12 protein-coding genes are annotated in these 16,773 nt (G+C 39.1%); 8 read left to right on the top strand and 4 right to left on the bottom strand.

All coding sequences use genetic code 11. From position 1 onward, the window contains the following. Window positions 1-36: 36 nt before the first annotated feature. Window positions 37-2,073, bottom strand: coding sequence for a sigma-54 interaction domain-containing protein (locus BABA_RS17795; protein ID WP_007086614.1), 2,037 nt, complete (start codon window positions 2,071-2,073; stop codon window positions 37-39). Between the two features lie 177 nt (window positions 2,074-2,250). Here BABA_RS17795 and BABA_RS17800 point away from each other — a divergent pair, with 177 nt between their 5' ends. The 5 genes from BABA_RS17800 (at window position 2,251) to BABA_RS17820 (ending at window position 10,212) form a co-directional block, all read left to right on the top strand. Then, window positions 2,251-3,669 (top strand): YfcC family protein, encoded by a 1,419-nt coding sequence (locus tag BABA_RS17800; protein WP_007086615.1) that lies wholly within the window; start codon window positions 2,251-2,253, stop codon window positions 3,667-3,669. Window positions 3,670-3,712: 43 nt separating this feature from the next. Further along, window positions 3,713-4,885: a beta-aspartyl-peptidase gene (gene iadA, locus BABA_RS17805; RefSeq protein ID WP_007086616.1), complete on the top strand. Its 1,173-nt coding sequence runs from the start codon at window positions 3,713-3,715 to the stop codon at window positions 4,883-4,885. 249 nt (window positions 4,886-5,134) lie between these two features. Continuing rightward, window positions 5,135-8,275: an efflux RND transporter permease subunit gene (locus BABA_RS17810; protein ID WP_007086617.1), complete on the top strand. Its 3,141-nt coding sequence runs from the start codon at window positions 5,135-5,137 to the stop codon at window positions 8,273-8,275. Between the two features lie 289 nt (window positions 8,276-8,564). Next, window positions 8,565-9,362, top strand: a complete 798-nt coding sequence (locus tag BABA_RS17815) for an ABC transporter substrate-binding protein (protein WP_007086618.1) — start codon at window positions 8,565-8,567, stop codon at window positions 9,360-9,362. Window positions 9,363-9,477: 115 nt separating this feature from the next. Beyond that, complete coding sequence (locus BABA_RS17820) at window positions 9,478-10,212, top strand: sulfite exporter TauE/SafE family protein (protein ID WP_007086619.1); 735 nt, start codon at window positions 9,478-9,480, stop codon at window positions 10,210-10,212. Between the two features lie 139 nt (window positions 10,213-10,351). On the opposite strand, the gene BABA_RS17825 is transcribed toward BABA_RS17820, so the two are convergent. Further along, entirely contained in the window at window positions 10,352-11,512 is a 1,161-nt protein-coding gene (locus BABA_RS17825; RefSeq protein WP_007086620.1) for a M20 metallopeptidase family protein, read from the bottom strand. A 212-nt stretch (window positions 11,513-11,724) separates the two neighbouring features. On the opposite strand from BABA_RS17825, the gene BABA_RS17830 reads away from it, so the two are divergent. Together BABA_RS17830 and BABA_RS17835 are read left to right on the top strand one after the other, a co-directional pair. Further along, window positions 11,725-12,585, top strand: a complete 861-nt coding sequence (locus BABA_RS17830; protein ID WP_007086621.1) for a GGDEF domain-containing protein — start codon at window positions 11,725-11,727, stop codon at window positions 12,583-12,585. A 246-nt stretch (window positions 12,586-12,831) separates the two neighbouring features. After that, a complete protein-coding gene (locus BABA_RS17835; RefSeq protein ID WP_007086622.1) occupies window positions 12,832-13,305 on the top strand; it encodes a GNAT family N-acetyltransferase in 474 nt (157 codons plus the stop codon). Window positions 13,306-13,642: 337 nt separating this feature from the next. Here BABA_RS17835 and BABA_RS17840 read toward each other — a convergent pair whose 3' ends face one another. Both BABA_RS17840 and BABA_RS17845 read right to left on the bottom strand, forming a co-directional pair. Continuing rightward, window positions 13,643-13,924 (bottom strand): hypothetical protein, encoded by a 282-nt coding sequence (locus BABA_RS17840; RefSeq protein WP_007086623.1) that lies wholly within the window; start codon window positions 13,922-13,924, stop codon window positions 13,643-13,645. A 278-nt stretch (window positions 13,925-14,202) separates the two neighbouring features. Next, complete coding sequence (locus tag BABA_RS17845) at window positions 14,203-14,988, bottom strand: nucleotidyltransferase domain-containing protein (protein ID WP_007086624.1); 786 nt, start codon at window positions 14,986-14,988, stop codon at window positions 14,203-14,205. Between the two features lie 340 nt (window positions 14,989-15,328). Here BABA_RS17845 and BABA_RS17850 point away from each other — a divergent pair, with 340 nt between their 5' ends. Next, window positions 15,329-16,627 carry a competence protein CoiA family protein gene (locus tag BABA_RS17850; protein WP_007086625.1) on the top strand — a complete coding sequence of 433 codons (1,299 nt, stop codon included), beginning with the start codon at window positions 15,329-15,331 and terminating at the stop codon, window positions 16,625-16,627. Window positions 16,628-16,773 lie beyond the last annotated feature (146 nt).

The raw sequence follows: 16,773 nt of genomic DNA on the forward strand, positions 1-16,773 counted from the left end.
TAATGAATTCACAGGTATTTTCACAAAAAGTCGAAATTAATGTGCGTGTAATTTAAGTATCTGTAAATACTCCGCCCCGGTAGAGGTAATTTTTGTGCCGGTTCTCCCCCTGCCTTTTGTGATGAAACCATGGATTTCAAGGATATCTAACCTGCGTCGAACTTGTTGTGGCGAGAGAAAATGACCATTTTCCTTGCTAGCCATTGAAATAAATTGACGACTTGCGGGCTTGCCGTTATCATTACAGTCCTTGATGGCCTCTAACATAAATAGATATTCATCTATTTCTAATAAACTCTCGGGTATTGGATAGTCTTGTTCATTAGGTCTGTTGTTTTGAAAACGGTCTTGAGGAATGTCTTTCCATTCGATTTTGTTCCCGTCACAGATCGTGAGCATATAGTCAATGGTACTTTTTAATTCACGAACATTGCCTAACCATTCCTGTTTTTGAAGCTGTTCCGGCAGGTCTTGTCCAACTTTTACCCATTTCCCGCTTTTGGTAATAAAGTGTTTTACTAATAAAGGGATGTCCGCTATTCGTGCTCGAAGTGGCGGAATAGAAAGGGTAAGAACATTCAAACGGTAAAACAAATCAGACCGGAACGTGCCTTCTTGTGATTTCAGTTGAATATTTTTATTCGTTGCCGCGATGACTCGAACATTTATCGGAATTACTTTTCTCCCGCCGATTCGGCGCAATTCCTTTTCCTGAAGAACCCTTAATAAATGGGATTGGACGGTTAAACTAATATCACCAATTTCATCTAAAAATATCGTTCCATTATCAGCTAATTCAAATAATCCCTTTTTTCCACCTTTTTGTGCTCCTGTAAAAGTCCCCTCCTCGTACCCAAATAATTCACTTTCAAGCAAATTTTCCGTTAAAGCACTGCAGTTTATCGCGATAAAGGGTCCGTTTTTTCTCATTGAATGAAGATGGATAGAATGTGCGAATAATTCCTTACCCGTACCCGTTTCCCCTTGAATTAAGATAGGATGCTCGGAAAGAGCAAGTTTTTTGGCAATTTGTTTACTTTCATTGAGTGAAGGGTGTTCCCCAACAATATCATCAAAGTCATACTTTGCGTAAAATCCCTTGTTTCTTAGTTCACGCTGTGCCATTTTTTCGACTTCAAACGCTTGATTAATGCTTTTAAATGTCGCTACGATCGTATTTTCTGTTTCCATATGATGACGGAAAATAACAAGGTCGACACCGTATATCGTAAAGAATTTACTTTCTTCATTACTGCTAAGGATAAAATCGATAATTTCCTGTTGAACGATGACCTCATCTAATGGTTTATTAATGGCATCAATTACAGGAAAATGAAATAGAGCCTCTAAGCCACGGTTAAAAACGGTGACCTTCTGGTGCTGATTAATGGCTAAAATACCGTCATCGACAGTGTCGACGACATTTTGAATATGTTGATTCAACTGTTTTGCATTTTGTTCCGCAATTGATAGTTTCCGTTGTAAATCAATAATATTACGAATATACCTTTCTGATATCAATGACGAGACCTTTTCGCCCAAACAGAAATATTCGACTACTTTTAATATAGTTGCCATATCAAACAAGCGAACGCCAATGTCGATAACCCTTTTAATGGATGGAGGACAAAGATGGGGCTCACCGGGAGATATAGCGATATCAATATGTTCATAAAAAATCTGTTCCTTCTTAAACGGGACGAAACTTAAATGATCAATCCCTAGCTGATAAAGAGATTCTATTAGTTCAACCGTAGCAGAATCATCATCATTGACGACAAGAACGTCGGAATTTATCGGGATTTTTAGCAGTTGATCAATAAATTGGTGATGGACTGTACGTTTTCCGACAAACAGTTCATTACTATGTATGTTAGACAACTCATGAGCTTCTACTCTTGTAACCTCCGATGAAAACAGAATAAAATCAACGTTCAATTGAGTTGGCAGTGCTTCTTCTGTTGCAAAACTTTCAATGTGGACGTAATCGTCCAATAATTGTTGAAGCTGCTCATGCAGGACTTGTTTTGTTTGGCTGCTTCCCGTTATTAACGTTAAGGATTGTTTTATCATAAAAACCCCTTTTGGTTCAATTTGGTTCTATTATATTACAAAAAAGAACCAAAAAGAGCCAATAAAAAGGATTTAATGATAGATTTTTTTGAATTAGTATACTCCTTCGCGATTGGCACGGAAATTGCATATTAATTAGGAAGATTGCATGAAAACACAAAATTAGGAGATGGTATGATGAGTCAATTGGGTAAAAAGGTGGAATCGGTTCCACCAACAAAAAAACCAATGCAAATAAATGTGTTTGCTTTATTATTCTGTGTGGTTGTAGCGGCAATGATATTAACCTATATTTTGCCGGCAGGGGAATACAATCGCGTTGAAGTGGATGGACGGACAATCGTAGAGGCGGATTCGTTTAAATGGACGGAATCCACACCTGTCAACCCATTTGATATGGTGCAAGCCCTCCATAAAGGGATGGTTGAAGCCGGTGGTATTATTTTCTTTGTCTTAATTATTGGCGGTTTTTTTGGTGTATTCAGTGCGACAGGTACGATTGATGTATTAATTGCGACAATGGCAAAGAAGTTAGCGAAGCGAGAAAAGCTATTAATACCGATCATGATGCTATTCTTTGCCGCCGGGGGATCGTTAATGGGAATGGCGGAAGAGGGACTAGCCTATATTCCACTATTAATTCCGCTTGCGTTGGCCCTCGGTTTTGATACGATTACGGGTATGGCAATTGTGTTGCTTGGCGCCGCCGCAGGTTTTACAACCGCCGTTATGAACCCATTTACAGTAGGGATTGCCCAGGGGATTGCTGAACTGCCACTATTCTCTGGGATAGGGCTGCGCCTTATCTTGTTTGTGGTTGTTTACCTTGTGTCTGTCATATTCGTCTATCGATATGCGATGAAAGTAAAACGAAATCCTGCGCTAGGTTTCTATGGAAATTACAACAGGGAACATGCGGATAAGCTGCTTCAATCGAAGGTCAATCTAACAACAAAGCACAAGCTCATTCTTGGAGCTTTTCTATTAAACTATGTTGTTCTAGCATTTGGTGTTATTAAATTTGAATGGTATCTTTCAGAGATTGCTGCCTTATTTATTATTTTAACAATTGTCGTTGGGATTATTGGAAAACTTTCTGTAGACAATATCGTGAAAAATTTTACGAGCGGCTCTGCTGCTTTAATCAGCGGTGCTTTAATTATCGGTGTATCGAGAGCGACATTGGTTGTATTGAACCAAGGGCATATTGTCGACCCTATGTTGCACGGGGTGTCTGAAGCCATTAGACATGTTCCGGGAACAATCAGTGTTATTGGGATGTATGGCTTCCAATCAGTTATTCATTTTATCTTAGCGTCAGGAAGCGGGCATGCGATGTTAACGATGCCAATTATGGCCCCGCTTGCTGATTTACTTGATATTACGAGACAGACAGCTGTATTATCTTTCTCATTTGCTGACGGAATTGGAAATATTATTTTCCCGACTGCCGGTACATTAATGGCCGGTTTAGCGATTGCTGGAATCCCGTGGACGAAATGGGCGAAATGGGTTCTGCCGTTGGTCATCATTCAATTTGTAATCGGATTAATTGCGGTTGTTATCGCGCATGCGATTAATTACGGTCCATTTTAAAGGTAAAAAACATCTGAGGTGTAACTAAGGAGGAGAATGGCAGTTGCTTACATTGATTAAAGATGGGGAAGTGTATGCCCCACATTATTTAGGGAAGAAAGATATTTTATTAGTCGATAGCAAAATTGGCTATGTAAACGAATTGATTGAAAATCCGGAGAATTTTGTTCCGATTACGGTGATTGATGCATCGAATCAAGTGGTTGTACCAGGATTTATCGATGCCCATGTTCATATCATTGGCGGCGGAGGTGAAGGAGGCTTCAAGACACGGACACCGGAATTGAACTTAACTAGTTTAACCACTTCGGGCATTACTACGGTTGTGGGTGTCCTTGGAACAGATGGGACAACACGCCGAATGGAAAACTTGCTTGCTAAAGCGCGGGGGTTAGAAGAAGAGGGTGTAACGTGTTATATTCATTCAGGTTCGTACCAGCTTCCGGTAAATACGTTAACGGACAAAATAGAGAAAGATATTATTTTTATTGACAAAATAATCGGGGTCGGAGAAATAGCCATTTCCGACCATCGGTCATCTGAGCCGACGTTTGATGAAATTGCAAAGGTTGCCACAGCTGCACGAAATGGCGGAATTTTATCGGGCAAAGCGGGTGTAGTAGAAATTCATGTCGGGGATGGTGAAGAAAAGCTTTCTTTGCTTGAGGAAGTAGTTAGTAAGACCAATATTCCAATTTCTCAGTTTCATCCAACCCATATTAACCGAACGGAAGAATTATTTAGGGCTGGGATTCATTATGCCAAAAATGGCGGATATGTGGATTTAACGACGAGTACGATCCCGCAGTTTTTAGAAGAAGGGGAAGTGAAGTGTAGCAAAGGCTTAAAGATTATGCTGAATGATGGGGTTCCGATTGAAAATATTACATTTTCTTCAGATGGACAAGGCAGCCTGCCGTCTTTTAACCGGAAAGGAGAGTTAACAGGACTTCAGGTTGGAAAGGTTTCTTCATTATTTAATGAGGCAAGAGATTCAGTTCTAGAAGAAGGGATTTCATTAGAACAGGCATTACAAGTCATTACGTTAAACCCTGCAAATGTGCTAAAGCTGGCACACAAGGGCAGGATCGAGGAAGGAACGGACGCTGACATTGTTTTACTAGATAAAGAGACACTAGAAATTGATACTGTTATCGCAAAAGGAAGAGTGATGGTAAAAAATAAAGTGGCGATTGTAAAAGGTACATTTGAGTAAGAGCTGGTGATTCTATAGTAAGTTCAGGATTTTGGGGGAGAATTGATAAGGTCGGATCTTATTCTGCCTTATATGTTCAGATGGATGTTGAACTAATTTCGATTAAAATTTCCATAGATAAATAGCATACTAGGAGGACTCTAATCATGGATTAGGGTCTTTTTTTTGAAAAATATTCACCAGGCCACATTCAGGACACAAAACTAGTATATATTTTCTTTGGTAATCATCGAAGAAGGGGTGTTTGGTTTGAGCAATATATTAAAGTTAAGCTTGAAAAATACCGTGGCTATTCTGTTACTTGTGGTGCTAGTGATTGCGAGCGGGATCTATTCTACGAATAAAATAAAAGTAGAAACCTTCCCGAACGTCACGTTTCCAGCCCTATTTGTCCAAGCCACTTATATGGGTCATTCCACGCAGGAATTAGAAGAACAACTAACAAGACCAATCGAAGAGAGCATTAAACAGCAAAAAGGATATGATACCTTAACAAGCACCTCAAGAAACAATGGTGCGACCATCTCTGTCAATTTTCCATATGGGACGGATATTGATAAGCAAAAAACAAAACTGGAAGAGGTTATTGGCAAGATTAAGGTACCTGATGGGGCAAAGGTCGAGATTAGACAAATTGATATGGGGGCACAAGCCGTTTATCAGGCTGCCATTGCTGCTGATAACTCAAGCCAAAATGCCCAAGCACTAATTGGAAACGACCTTGTTCCTACACTTGAGAAGGTTGACGGCGTCGGAACAGTCACACTTCAAGGGGCCAAGACTCAAAAAATCTCAATCGAGTTGAATCGAGAAAAAGCAAAAGAGTATGGCCTTGACTTGCAAACGATTAGAGATGCCATTCAAATGAAAAATTATAAAGTTTCTCTTGGCCAGGTAAACAATGAGGGAACAAATATACCGCTTGAGATGCAAGGGGATATGAAAAGCCTAAAAGAGTTAACCGCTTTGGAAATCACGGTTGGGCAGCCTACGCAAAAAGCTAGTAGTCAAGCAAGAAGCGCTGCCGAACAAGCAAGTGCGCAGCCGAATAACCAGGCCGGTTTTTCACAACAAGGAATGAATGCAAATCTCCCACCAGAGCCAGTAAAAGTGAAGCTTTCGGATATTGCCGAAATCAAAACGATAACAGACCAGACAGAGATATCTCGTTTCAATGGAAAAGAGAGCTACTTAATTTCTGTGACCAAGACACAAGATGCCAATACAGCGGAAGTGGTAAGGAACGTAAAAGATAAAATCACCACGTTTAAAAAGGACAACCATTTTACATTGTATACGGTTCAGGACCAAGGAAAAGAAGTCGAATCGTCTATCTCTTCTCTCGTAAAAGAGGGCGGGTTTGGTGTTCTTTTTGCCGTGATTGTTATCCTGCTGTTCTTACGTAATATTCGCGCGACCGTAATTGCGATTGTATCGTTGCCATTATCGATTTTGTCGACGATTGCCTTGCTGCATCAATTTAATTATACCCTTAATATTATGACTCTTGGCGGGATGGCTGTTGCCGTCGGAAGGATCATTGATGACAGTATTGTCGTCATCGAAAATATCTACCGCTGGCGCCAGGAAAAAGGGCAAAATCTAAGTATGAAGGAAGTAGCCCTTCATGCGACTAAAGAAGTGTTTGGTGCAGTCACATCCTCCACCTTAGCAACGCTTGTTGTATTCCTGCCGCTCGCGTTTGTTGGCGGAATTATTGGTGAAATGTTTCGGCCGTTTGCGCTTGCCGTCGTATTTTCGATTTCGGTTTCTTTAATCGTTGCCGTCATTTTGATCCCGGTGTTAGGAAGTATCTTCTTTAAGAAGGTCAAGCATGTCGAAAAGAGAAGCAGACTTGCGGGTCTTTACGAGAAATTGCTAAGAGGGTCGTTCCGCAAAAAGGGGCTGGTCATGACATTATCCATCCTTCTTCTTGTCGGTTCGTTTGCATTGATTCCGAAACTTGGCATTTCGTTCCTGCCGGCAGATGACTCAAATGCGATGCAAGCAGATGTAACGCTATCAAGTACAGTAAGTATTGACCAAATGGATGCTGTCGCCAAGCAAGTCGAATCCTTTTTGAAAAATCAGCCTGAGATTGACTACAGTCAAGTATCCATCGGGTTGTCAAATGGACGCGGCATGCAAATGGGTGGTGGCAGCAGCAATAAAATTAAATTTTTCATCCAATTGAAAAATGGGCAAAAAGTAAATGACGTCATGAGTTCGTATCAAAAGAATTTTGAAGAAATTGTTCAGAAGGATTTTAAAGATTCAAGTGTTACGTTTAGCGAAACGCAAAAAAGCGGACCGCCATCAGGGAATACGATTGATATTCAACTGTATAGTTCTGATTTAGCGAAGTTAACGGACGCATCAGACAAAGTTACTACCATGCTTTCAAAAAATAATCAATTGAAAAATATAACGAGTAATTTAGGTGACGAGCAAGTGAAATGGCAGCTGGTCATCAGTAAAGACGGAGAAAATGCCGGGGTACAGTACCTTCAGCTCATGCAGGCCATTCGTGAATACTTGTCACCAGTCACTGTTGGTGAATACGAAATAGATGGGAATACCCAAGAGGTAACCTTAAGCTATGATAAAAAATTGTCTTCAAAAGCGGATATTGAAAATATTGATATCAAGACGATGGAGGGCATGAAAAAGGTAAGTAATGTTGCGACTATCGATGAAGTAAAGGTTCCAACAACCTTGTATCATGACGACGGAAAACCACTTGTAAAAGTATCGGCGGTCATCAAAGGAAATAACACGGCCAAGGTCACAAAGGAAGTGAAAAAGGATATAAACTCCTTGTCATTGCTAAATGGCGTTGATGTTACGTATGGCGGCGGTTTAAAAATGATCCAGGATGGTTTTTCGAATATGGGAATAGCGATGGGGGCTGCCATCGGCCTTGTATTCCTAGTATTAAGTGTCACATTTGGCGGCATTCTAACACCGCTTGTGATTCTTTCATCGCTCATTTTTGTTCCAATTGGAGCGCTCGGCGGTTTATTAATAAGCGGACAGCCGCTTTCGATGAGTGCCTTGATCGGCATGTTAATGCTGATTGGTGTCGTTGTGACCAACGCGGTTGTTTTACTTGACCGTGTGGAAGCCAACCGCAAGCAAGGAATCGAGCTGCAAGAGGCGATTGTGGAAGCAGCAAAGACGCGCTTACGCCCAATTTTAATGACAGCCTTTGCGACCATCTTTGCCCTCGTGCCACTAGCGATGTCAACATCAGCTTCATCCGGTCTAATTTCAAAAGGATTAGCCGTCACCGTAATTGGCGGCCTTACCACATCGACCCTACTGACTTTAATCTTTGTACCAGTTTTATATTCGTTAGTAGGGAAATTTAGAAAAAACCTTGGTATGTAAGATAAAGAAGTTTGGAAATCCATCCATTTAATAAAAGAGTCATAATATACGGGGTTCACCAAACAAACCTTGTATATTATGACTCTTTTCATTATGGAAACCAATCGGAATGGTCTTCATGATCAATTCACAAATTAGTTAATAAATGGATGACGATTCCAATTATCTTAAGTATAATTCAAGTATAAAAGGCAATTAGGGTGATGAAATCTAGTCTGAAATAGTTAAGTAGTAGTTAGAGAGTGTGCATATCTATTTAGAGACATGATTAACACAGAGGGGGAATTTGATGACACATTTTTTAACTGACCATCTTGGGAGGCAGGTGAATATTACCACCGTGCCCAAACGCATTATTTCTATTTGTCCTGCCATTACGGAGACACTCTTTGCCCTAGGTCTTGAGAAAGAAATAGTCGGCCGCACTAAATATTGCATTTTTCCTAAAGAGATTGTAGAGAATGTCCCAATCGTGGGCGGTACTAAAGAAGTGAATGTGGAATTAATACGTGATCTACAACCCGATCTCATACTAGCGGAAAAAGAAGAAAACACAAAAGAGATTGTGCTTGCACTTGAAAAAATTGCTCCTGTTTTCGTTATGGAGGTACAAAAGATAGCCGAATCCTACCGGCTGATAGAAACGCTGGGATTATTGACGAATAGAGACCAGGCGGCTGAACGCCTCATCACATCCTGCAAATCATCCTTCAGTAATCTTCTATATCAGCGGAATCAAAATGCTGCCTATGTAATTTGGAGAAAACCATATATGGTGGTTGGTGGAACGACTTATATTAATGATGTATTACATACACTTGGTTTCCAAAACCCCTTCGAAAGGGGAGAATCAAGGTATCCCATGGTTACTAAGGAAGAGCTTGCGGATGCCAATCTTGATGTGCTTTTGCTTGCTTCCGAACCATTTCCATTTCAAGAAAAACATATATCAGAATTTCAAGCATTTCTTCCGAATACAAAAATCCTTTTAGTAGACGGTGAAATGTTTTGGTACGGAGCGAAAATGGAAATAGCAGGGGCTTATTTAGAAAAATTAACAAATGTAATCGAGAAGGGCATTATGTAGGGGTTCGTAAATTTTTAACATAAGAAATTCTTATTGCTTTTTATTAAAAAGAGTAAATTTATTTATTGTTAAATTGGTACTATACTTGATTTAGATAGCCAGGGGGTGGAAGATGATGGAATATGTTATTCTCTTTTTCATTGGAATTTGTGCCACGACATTGGGCACTTTGGCTGGAGGCGGGGGATTAATCAGCCTTCCAGCAATGCTGATCATGGGGATACCAGTTCACTCGGCGATTGGGGCAAATAAAGTATCAAACACCGTTAGCTCGTTCTCAAGTTTTTTTTACCTTCTTAAAAAGAAGGAAATTTCCCTAAAGGAATCATTTTGGATCATTCCAATCAGTATTTGTGGCGGAATCAGCGGGGGCTTTATTGCGTCGCGGATTTCAGGAGAAAACATGTATATTGTTGCAATTGCGCTCCTGATATTTGCATTTGTTGTCTCATTTATAGGAAAAGGAAACTTCAGTGGCAATGAACCTTTAAAGTTAAATAAAATTAGTGTACCGGGACTCTACAGTATTGGAATCTATGATGGTCTATTTGGCCCAGGTCAAGGGACTTTGATGCTTTATTTGTTTGGATATTTAAATATTGCTTACATTCGTGGAGTTGGTTTGGTTCGTCTTGCTACTTTTTCAAGTTGTTTTGGGGCAGCCATTACCTACGTCGCTACAGGTAAAATCATTTGGCCGGTTACACTAGCGCTGCTGCTGGGATCCCTAACAGGTGCGCAAATTGGTGTGCGGATCGCTCAAAAACTAAAGCCACAATATGTAAAACCGATTCTGAGGATTGTGACAATGGCACTCATCGTTCAAATATTTGTAGAAAATATCTTCTAATTTGGAAGAAGAGGAACCATGGGATTGAATTAGATTAATAGAAAACTCGCCAATTGGCGAGTTTTCTTTATCAATTATTCCTAATGAAACCAAAAATGAAGCACGGGAATGGAACAACTCCCGTGCTTCATCTATTCATTTATGCATTTAATGCTAATTGAATCATTAATTCGATGCCAGCTGGGATGGCAGCTTCGTCGATGTCGAATTTAGGATGGTGGTGCGGGTATTGGCTTTTTTCGCTTCGCATCCCGACATTGATGAAGGCGCCTGTTTTTTCTTTTACATAATAGGAGAAATCCTCGGCCCCCATAACAGGTTCCTTTTCCGCAAAGACCCCTTCGCCAAAGGATTTTTCAATAATTTCTTTCGCTGCTTCGCATGCCTCAGGGTGGTTGTACAATGGTACCGTTCCCTCAATCAAGCGGTAGTGCCCTTTGGCGCCAAAGCTTGCACATAGCGATTCAGTTAATTGAGCCGTTTTTTGGTGCATCAATTCAGCAGCTTCAAACGTCATCGCCCGAATCGTTCCTTGAATTGAAACCTTTTCCGGAATCACATTAAAAGAATGGCCAGCTTGCATCCCGCCAATCGAAATGACCCCGGCATGAAGCGGATTCAGGTTTCGGCTGACAATTGATTGAAATGCCTGAATCAGATGGGTCGCGATATAGATGGGGTCTACCGTTTCGTGTGGATAACCGCCGTGTCCGCCTTTTCCTTCAATTGTGATCTCAAAATCGTCACACGATGCCATCGCATAGCCGGTGGCGAAGCCAATTTCCCCAAGCGGCATACCGGAAATATAATGAATGCCATAAATCACATCGACACCCTCAAGTACACCCTCTTTTACAAGCTGCTGGGCTCCGCTTGGAGAAGCCTCCTCGGAGCTTTGAAAAATTAATACAATATTGTTTTTAACGAGCTTTGGGTTTTCACTCATCCACTTAGCCGCCCCAAGCAGTGTTGCGGTATGGCCATCATGGCCGCAGCCGTGCATCACACCGGGTACGGTTGAAATATACGGCTTGTTGTCTCCCTCTTCCTGAAGCGGAAGGGCGTCCATATCGGCTCTAAGCGCAATCGTCTTTTTTCCTTCTGTTCCTTTAAATAAGGCAATTACATTCGGTGCGGAAAACCGCGAATCGAGAGGTATACCAAATTCGGTTAATTTCTCCTTAACATAGGCTGCTGTTCTATATTCTTGTCCTGAAAGCTCAGGGTGCATATGAAAATGGCGGCGCTGCTGAATCGTCCATTCAGCAAGCTCTGAATCTACTAATTTTGTCTGGATCATGATTGCTCCTCCTAGGTAGTTATTTTTCTAAATAATATTGAATTTTTATGCAATAATTTTAATTTATATTCAGTTATATTGCAACAAAAAAACTCCTGATATATTGACCATATAGATAATTGTAATTTATGTAATTTATTTGTCTATACTCCAATTTTCGACAAAATGTGATAATATCAAAGATAATACAGAATCGAAGGGGAAAGAACATAATGTCGTTAAGTGTTAAGTGGGAATCGATTCAAAGAATGCCTAAAATGGTCTTGGGGCTGTGCATCATATTAACAGTCATTCCGGGCTTTTTAGCTAGATTGGATATGTTTTATATTGATGATATGGTTTGGTTTTTACTGTTATTCCCTTGCTTTATTTTTTCCTATTATTTAGGATTTGCCGGTGGGGTCTTTGCGGCATTGGCGGTTAATGTCTATCACCTGTTTTGGTTTATGTATGAAAAATATCTGCGGATGGCGGAATTAGTCAACCAAGAATTATCCCTTCATATCGGTGTGGCCATCGTTACTTTTTTGTGTGCGATTGGTGTTGGACTATTGTCTGAAAAACTAACCGAAAAACAAATGCAGCTGCAAAGTTTGAATCAAAAATTAAAGCATTTAGCCTTGTATGATTCGCTTACAAGTCTTCCAAACCGGCATTATTTCATGGAAAGATTATCTGAATCCTTACAGGGTGAACCATCTGTTTCCTTGTTGTTTGTTGATTTAGACGGATTTAAAAAAGTGAATGATACCTATGGTCATGATGAGGGAGATCGCATATTAATAAAAGTAGCGAATCAGTTAAAACATTGCTGTCGTGATTCCATGTTTGTAAGCCGCCTTGGGGGCGATGAGTTTATTGTCATGTTAGTAGGGGCGGATCAAGAAAAATCAATCGAAACAGCGCAGGAAATCTTGAAGAAGTTACAATTAAACGTGCATGATTTGTGGATTTCTGCTAGTATTGGCGTTGCCATATCTAAACATGGTGATACTCCTTCAACCCTATTAAAAAGTGCTGATAGCGCTATGTATCATGTTAAATCAAGAGGAAAAAATGCAGTCGGTGCCTGAACAAAACCATATTCAATTTTTGAAGAGCCAACATTCATGTTGGTTTTTCTTTTTTCTATTCCCCGAGATTTATCTAGAGACTTGAGTGCCAGGCACCATCAAAAAAATGGGTGGGCCTGGCACTTTTTTGTAGTTAATGGCAGGCTTTAAAGGCAATGTTTGCAATGGTAAAATAGAATGGAATGTGAAAAGTATTTACTTAGCAAAGTGGAAAATAAAATACGGATTTATAAGGTGTGATAAAAATTGGATTCAATCCATTTTGAAGAAATAACAGAAGAAACATTGTATATAGTCATTGAAATCATCAATTCAAATCCAGAATACATTCAGCTGGAGCATGGAAAGGAAAGACGAACACTTGAGGAAGTAAAAGAGGACTTGTTAAATGGCAAAACAAAGAGCCTATTTATTAAGTTTGATGACACTTATATTGGTATTATCGACTATTTACTGTTAAATGAAAAAGATCAGTGTCCATGGCTAGGGTTGTTAATGATTCATGCTGATTATCAAGGGTTTGGATTTGGAAGGCAAGCCTATTTCATTTTTGAAAAAGAGATGGTTGAAAAAGGATTGAGGGTTTTACGGATTGGAGTTTTAAAAGAGAATCATACAGCTCAAAGATTCTGGCGTTCTGTTGGTTTTGAATATTTTAAAACAGCTCGATCAAATCACTCAAACGAAGTGGATTGTTTTGAGAAAAAGTTAAAGAACTAGCGTTTTTTTTAACGGGTTTACTCTAGAGGGGCAAACAATCAAATCACAAAGGGCTATTGGGGACAAAACTCGCCTGGATAGCAGGAAAAATGTCTTCAATAAGGGCTATTGGGGACAAAACTCGCCTGGATAGCAGGAAAAATGTCTTCAATAAGGGCTATTGAGGACAAAACTCAGCTGGATAGCAGGAAAAATGTCTTCAATAAGGGCTATTGAAGACAAAACTAGCAGGAAAGCAGGAAAAATGTCCTCAATAGGAAGGTCTTTCAGGAAATTAAAAACCATGAGAGCAGTCCCGGGGGATTACTGGGGTATTTATCATAACTAATAATTTCTATTAAAAGGGAAGTTCATCATCCATTATGAATTGGGATGGCTTTTTTGATGGATTCTTTACCCCAACTGTTTCTTTATCTTCAATAAATTCACCACATTTTTCGCAACAGATAAAAGTATCATTTAAATGATATCCTACGTACCCGTGCGTACACTCCTGTATATCCCAAATCGTTTCCCAGTCGATTTCAAACGTGTAATCACATTTGGCACAATAAAATTCTGCGCTTCCGAAATCTTCTTTTTGTTTCAGTTTGGATTTGTTCCTCTTCTTTTTTCCCAATTTTAAAAACTCCTAAAAAATTTTATCGATTAATACCACAACGGAAATTTTATCATATCGGTAACTGAAATCGAATACTTGGGTACTGGCTTCCCGATGAAAAGGTATGTATGGGAGATAGTAAGGGGGTTCGATTGTTTCTTTTTGGAAATCATTTCCAGAACAAATGATTAAAAGGACATAAAGAAATTATGGCCTTTTTGGTGGTGTATTTTGTAATATATGTATGTCTTTTAATGAACATTAATACATTATATAAGCATTTATACTCGTTATTGCTAATTCCATACTTCTTCAAGAGTATTCCTGAACAGTAAATCTAGTTTGGTTGTAAAGTTGGGTATACCGCTAGTAAGTGAACTAGCATATTCTCGAAGACGTTCGATTTCCTCATTTAGAAATTGATTGATTACTTGGATTTTAGGTTCTTTATCCAATTCTTCTCCGTCCAATTTCCTTTTTAATAGTGTATTTATTTCAATCTTTAGTGGGCCTTCTGGAACTAAATGATTCACTAATGTTGAAAATTCTAATGGAGGAAACTCATTATATTTTTCAATCCATCCTGCAGCTAACACGGGTCTAAGAACGTAAAAATATTTTTTTATTTTCACTTCTTCCCCTTGTAAATATTCTCTGAAATTATTGGCTGCCATATTAAGATAGTGATGTAAACAGGAGTTGGGAGCGAAAATGCTTTTGCTTAGCTCTTGCATCTGCTCAATGGTTGAAAAAGCTTGATAGTATACGATTCCTGAACGCAGCCATTCCATTAATGGGGGATTGGACTTTCTAAATAATCGTAAAGCTTTCGTCAATTCCCAACCCGTAATATCAAGTAAGTCATTGATCGGTAATTCAATCACATCACGTTTTGACCCAATCCCAATTGGGTCGATGGCTAGATACTCTTCCTTTTTATGCACATAAATAAACCGGACATCATAATCACTATCTTTTGATGGGAATTGCCAAGCCCTGCTCCCTGATTCACAAGCAAAAAGAATTTTAACGTGGTTGTCTTCTTCGATTTTTTCCAATGATGCTAAAATGGTTTCTCTCAAATTAATACCCCGCTTTTTACATTAAGTAAATTACTTCACGGACTCTTTTTAGAAAGGAATTCATGATCTGTAATTTATTATATTATTATTTGGATTTGTCCTCATTAAAATTCCATGATTAGAAAAATGCATTCACATGTCCATGTTGTGATGAACCAGTCAAACTGAATCTAACAAAAGAGGAAGGAAGCCCTTTTTACTTTAAGCATTAGGATGATAAGAAATGTCCAAGTTTCTACCATGATTGCAATGGATTCGAATCTTATAAAATTTTCACTTGACTTCCATTTCACAAAAGGAGATTCTTGTAAAAAAAGGGAATTTTAGAGGTGACTAAATTTTGAGAGAAGCATTACATGTGATTGATAATGAAATGACTAGTCTACCAGATTCAGCAACCAGAGAAGAAGTAGATAACCTTAAGAAATTGGCGGAGAAAGGCCTTTTTCAATGTCCTTACTGTAAAGCAAAATTAATCGTCAAGTTTGGTGAAGAAAGAGGACAATATTTTTCTCATCAACACTCGGAAGCCTGTGAAATATCCAAGAAGATTGATCAGGCTGAAAAAAGGTATAGAAAGCAGCTTGCTAGAGAAACAACGAATCATCATGCCATGCTTGCAATACTCCATAATGAACTGGCTAACCAGGCTAAAATGAATTCAATGATTCAGCTTGATTATGGCTATAAAGCAAAACCGGAACTAAAAGAGTACCCGGATATTTGGATGAAGATTGGTGAAAAGGAGTATGGGTTGTCTATCGTAACGAGTGTTACATCTTCCATGGATAGCAAACTAGCAAATCAAATCACCAAAAGACAGCAATATTTCCTTGAGCACGGGATGGAACCAATTTGGTTTATTGAAAAAGAAGAACAATCAATTGAAACGAGTAAAAATGCCTTAGTACTGTGGGATGCAGAATTATCGATTTCTTCTAAGACCGTAGAAGATAATAGGTGGGATGCCATGCTTACTGAACTGGTCAAGGATCGTTACTTTTTTTCTTATTACAATTACCCTGTTTCAATGAATCCACCAACGGTAGATGTAAGAAGTCTGTATTACATTTATTCCAATGAGGACAGGACAGTTGTGAAGGTCATGCGGTTCTTAAAGGAACGGGTGGTAAAACCATACCGCGCCTTTCTATTAAATGAGGGATATGAGATTCCTTTTGCTGATGCTTTAGTGGTGAAAAAGGAAATCTTGTTGAGCCAGCCAAAGGTGGAAGAGGAAAATAGGAAGGAATTTATCAAGAAATTTCAGCTGCTTCAGATTCAATTTCAGGAGCAGCAAAGAGTACTAGATGAACAAAGGAAATTTGAGGAAAGGCAAAGGGAAAAGTTGAGGCAGGAAATGATAGAGCAGGAGCAGGAACGGGAAAAGCAGTTATTACAGCAAATGCTAGAACAAAAACAACAAACTAGAAATCAGACTGCCATAAATCTAAGCTACGGAGAACTCAAAACACTTTTACGGGAGAGAATCCATTTAACGCAAAAGGAGCAGATGGAATTATGGACACGGTTTATGCCACAGCTTGGTTTCGGTAATTCAAGCCGTGTATGGGAATTGGTTGTTGAAAATAATTGTCAATCATTTAATGATTTAAGGATTATTTTACTTGCAAATTGATATACAGAAAATTTATTTAAGGTTAGGCTCTGTTTTAACTGAATATTGATTTCACTGTGTAAGAAAAATAAACGGCAAAATTCCGGTTAAATTGGGAAATACCCATATTTCCTTAAAAATAAGGGTCGTTTTTCCGTTTATTTTAT

This window comes from Neobacillus bataviensis LMG 21833 (genome assembly GCF_000307875.1).
In the GTDB taxonomy this organism is placed as follows: Bacteria; Bacillota; Bacilli; order Bacillales; family Cytobacillaceae; genus Neobacillus; species Neobacillus bataviensis.

Excerpts from the sequence above, each read along its gene's own strand:
- BABA_RS17795 (WP_007086614.1), bottom strand. The coding sequence starts at position 2,073 with ATGATAAAACAATCCTTAACGTTAATAACGGGAAGCAGCCAAACAAAA.
- BABA_RS17815 (WP_007086618.1), top strand. The coding sequence starts at position 8,565 with ATGACACATTTTTTAACTGACCATCTTGGGAGGCAGGTGAATATTACC.
- BABA_RS17830 (WP_007086621.1), top strand. The coding sequence starts at position 11,725 with ATGTCGTTAAGTGTTAAGTGGGAATCGATTCAAAGAATGCCTAAAATG.
- BABA_RS17825 (WP_007086620.1), bottom strand. The coding sequence starts at position 11,512 with ATGATCCAGACAAAATTAGTAGATTCAGAGCTTGCTGAATGGACGATT.
- BABA_RS17820 (WP_007086619.1), top strand. The coding sequence starts at position 9,478 with ATGGAATATGTTATTCTCTTTTTCATTGGAATTTGTGCCACGACATTG.
- BABA_RS17800 (WP_007086615.1), top strand. The coding sequence starts at position 2,251 with ATGAGTCAATTGGGTAAAAAGGTGGAATCGGTTCCACCAACAAAAAAA.